We start from the raw sequence: 3,206 nt of genomic DNA on the forward strand, positions 1-3,206 counted from the left end.
CATGTCCAGCCCGTGCGTGCCGCTCACCGCCACGGCCACCACGACCGCGGACAGCACGGTGAACAGCGACGGGGCCAGCAGCCGGCGGCGGCGCGACTTCTGGCGGCGATGCTGACCCATGGCTGTCTCCCCTGCCGTGGTCGGGACGGCTTTTCGGTCACCGACTATGACGCCCTTGCCTGGAAAGGGCGTTACCGCAGGCTTGGAGCTCGATGAGAAATCCGTCACCGCGGTGGGAGGCCGTCCAGCTCGGCCGCCGTGATGAACGCGGTGTGCGTCCCGGCGGTGGTGCAGGCGAAGGCCCCGGCGGCCGAGCCTACCCGGGCGCAGTCCAGCGGCGTGCGGCCCCGGAACCAGGCGTACAGGAAGCCGGCGACGAAGGCGTCCCCGGCGCCGTTGGTGTCCACCACCGGGCGGCCCGGGTCGACGGCGGGCAGGTGGCGCAGCACGCCGTCCTCGCGGGCGAGCAGGTAGCAGCCCTCGGCGCCCGCGGTGGCGGTGACCACGGAGGCCCGGCCCTCGGCGAGGATCGCGCGCATCAACTCCTCGTGCCGGCCCCGGCATCCGGCCGTCGAGAGGAACACCAGGTCGGAGCCGAGCGCGTAGTCGCGGTGGTGTGGGTCGGCGCCGTCCCAGTCGTGCAGGTCGGTGGAGCTGGTGCGGCCGAGCCGGCGCAGGTCGGCGTACATGTCGCGGTTGACGCCGGTGATGGAGAGGTGGACGTGCCGGCTGCGCTCGACGTACGGGAGGTAGAACTCGCGCGGCAGCCGCAGGTCGGCGGGGTGGCGGCCGTCGAAGAAGGAGAACCGCCGGCCGGCCCGGTCCACCAGGTTGACGCCGCGCGGGGTGCCGTACGGGCTCACCAGGTGCGCGAAGTGCACGCCGTGGCGGTGGTAGGCGGCGCGCACCAGTTCGCCCTGCTGGTCCTCGCCGAGGAAGTCCAGCAGGGCGGTGCGCAGGCCGAGGTGGTGGGCGCCGAGGGCGACGCCGTTGCCGGTGTGGCCGACGTAGTCGCGCACCGGCTCGACGAACCGCGAGTCGCCGGGCGGGACTTCCAGCCGGTCGACCCGGACGACGGTGTCCACACCCACTCCGCCCACCACGAGCACGTCGAACTCCGGCAGCATGGCGCCTCCTTGATCCCGGACGGTGGCCAGGAGTCAAGCAGGCGCCGGAGGTTGACTGCAAGACCTTGCTGCAAGTTTTCAGCGCGCGGAGGGGGTGGCCCCGGACTCACGACCGAGCCCGGAGCCCCGCCTCGCACCGCGCTCAGAGCGCCGACAGCTCCGCGACCAGGTCGTCCAGCCCCAGCGAGCCCTGCGAGAGCGCCGCCATGTGCCAGGCCTTGAGGTCGAACTCCTCGCCGCGCGCCTCGTGCGCGGCCCGCGCCGCCGCCCGGCCGCTCAGCCAGGCGCGCTCGCCGAGCTTGTAGCCGATCGCCTGGCCGGGCAGGCCCAGGTAGCGGACCAGCTCGCTGTCCAGGAAGTCCGCGGACAGGCCGCAGTACAGTCCGAAGAACTCCCGGGCGTGCTCCGGGCTCACCGGCTCGCCCGGCTTGTACGGGGAGTCGGCCGGGAAGTCCAGGCCGACGTGCATGCCGATGTCGACGATGACCCGCAGCGCCCGCATCATCTGGGCGTTGAGGTAGCCCAGCCGGTGGCCCGGGTCGGTGAGGTAGCCGAGCTCGTCCATCAGGCGCTCGGCGTACAGCGCCCAGCCCTCCAGGTTGGCGCTCACCCCGCCGAGGCTCACCTGGTAGGTGGAGAGCCGGTCGGCGACGTAGTTCCACTGCGCGAGCTGGAGGTGGTGGCCCGGCACGCCCTCGTGGTACCAGGTCGAGACCAGGTCCCAGACCGGGAAGCGGTCCCGGCCCAGCAGCGGCAGCCAGGTCCGCCCGGGGCGGCTGAAGTCGAGCGAGGGCGCGGTGTAGTACGGCGCGGCCGCGCTGCCCGCCGGGGCGATCTTCGACTCGACCCGGGTGACCGGCTCGGCCAGGTCGAAGTGGGTGCCCTGGAGGTCGCGGACCGCCCGGTCCATCAGGCCCTGGAGGTACTCCCGGGCGGCTTCGGCGCCCTCGATGGCCGGGCCGTCGGTCTCCAGCCAGTTCATCGCCGTCAGCGGGTCGGCGTCCGGGAGGACCTTCCCTGCCTCGGCCTCCATCTGCGCGAGCAGGTCGTGGAACTCGCTCCAGGCCCAGGCGTACGCCTCGTCCAGGTCCAGGTCGGCGCCGGTCCAGTAGCGCACCCAACGGCCGTAGCGCTCCCGGCCGGTGGTGTCCGGGGTGTCGGCTACGGCCGGGCCGTACACGTCGCGCAGCCAGTCGCGCAGCGCGGCCAGCGCCTCGGCGGCGGCCACCGCGTGCCCGGACAGCTCGGCGCGCACGGCCTCCGGCGCGGCCTGGACGAACTGCCCGAACCAGCCCGCCCGTCGCCCACCACCACCCTCATCCGAGCCGCTACGCGGCGCACCCTCCTCTTCCTCGCCCCCTCCTTCGAGCCACTCGCCGAACTGCCCGACGACCGTCTCCACCTGGCGCGGGCCGGAGAGCAGGCCGCGCTCGATGCCCTCGGTCAGGGTCTGCCGGTACTGCTCCAGCGCGAGCGGGACGCGGGCCAGGCGGCGGCCGACCAACCGCCACTCGTCCTCGGTGCCGGTGGCCATCAGGGTGAAGGTCTCCCGCAGGTTGTGCACCGGGGAGCCCAGGTTGCGCACCGCGCGGAAGTTCTCCCCCGCGTCGTGCACGGCGAGTTCGGCGGTCAGCCGCTCGCGCAGCAGTCGGGCGCAACGGCGCTCGGCCTCGTCCTCGGCGGCGCCGGCCGCCTCGGCCGCGTCCAGCCGCGCGAGGGTGCGGCGGGCGAGGTCGGCGATTGCCTCGGCGCCGGCCGGGGAGAAGTCGGGAAGCCGGTCGTCCTCGGCGTTGAGGCCCAGGTACACCGCGGTCAGCGGGTCGAGCTCGGCCAGGTCGCGGACGTACTCGTCGGCGATGCGGCGGGGGGTGTCGCCGCCTGAGGTGATCAGTTCTTCAGCCATTCGGACATCATCGCGTTGCCGGGACCGATTGCAAGCCTCGGCCGCACTCCGCCGACCGGATCCGACAGGGCGTCAACCGGCCCGGGCGGAGGCGTCCTCCGACCCCAGCGGAGGCGTCGGCCGGCCCCTGCGCGCGGCAAACACCCGTTCGGAGGGATCCGTGCGCGACAGGCCCC

The 3,206-nt window shown here is 73.8% G+C and carries 2 protein-coding genes; both read right to left on the reverse strand.

What is annotated here, in order from left to right; all coding sequences use genetic code 11:
* Positions 1–224 precede the first annotated feature (224 nt).
* Positions 225–1,127 (reverse strand): carbohydrate kinase family protein, encoded by a 903-nt coding sequence (locus J0670_RS33900; protein ID WP_207816160.1) that lies wholly within the window; start codon positions 1,125–1,127, stop codon positions 225–227.
* A 142-nt stretch (positions 1,128–1,269) separates the two neighbouring features.
* A complete protein-coding gene (locus J0670_RS33905) occupies positions 1,270–3,030 on the reverse strand; it encodes a DUF885 domain-containing protein (protein WP_207816162.1) in 1,761 nt (586 codons plus the stop codon).
* Between the last annotated feature and the right edge of the window lie 176 nt (positions 3,031–3,206).

This window comes from Streptomyces sp. FH025, assembly GCF_017427025.1.
In the GTDB taxonomy this organism is placed as follows: Bacteria; Actinomycetota; Actinomycetes; order Streptomycetales; family Streptomycetaceae; genus Kitasatospora.

What these genes read in the sequence shown, in the direction of transcription:
- J0670_RS33905 (WP_207816162.1), bottom strand. Translation starts at nt 3,030, where the DNA reads ATGGCTGAAGAACTGATCACCTCAGGCGGCGACACCCCCCGCCGCATC.
- J0670_RS33900 (WP_207816160.1), bottom strand. Translation starts at nt 1,127, where the DNA reads ATGCTGCCGGAGTTCGACGTGCTCGTGGTGGGCGGAGTGGGTGTGGAC.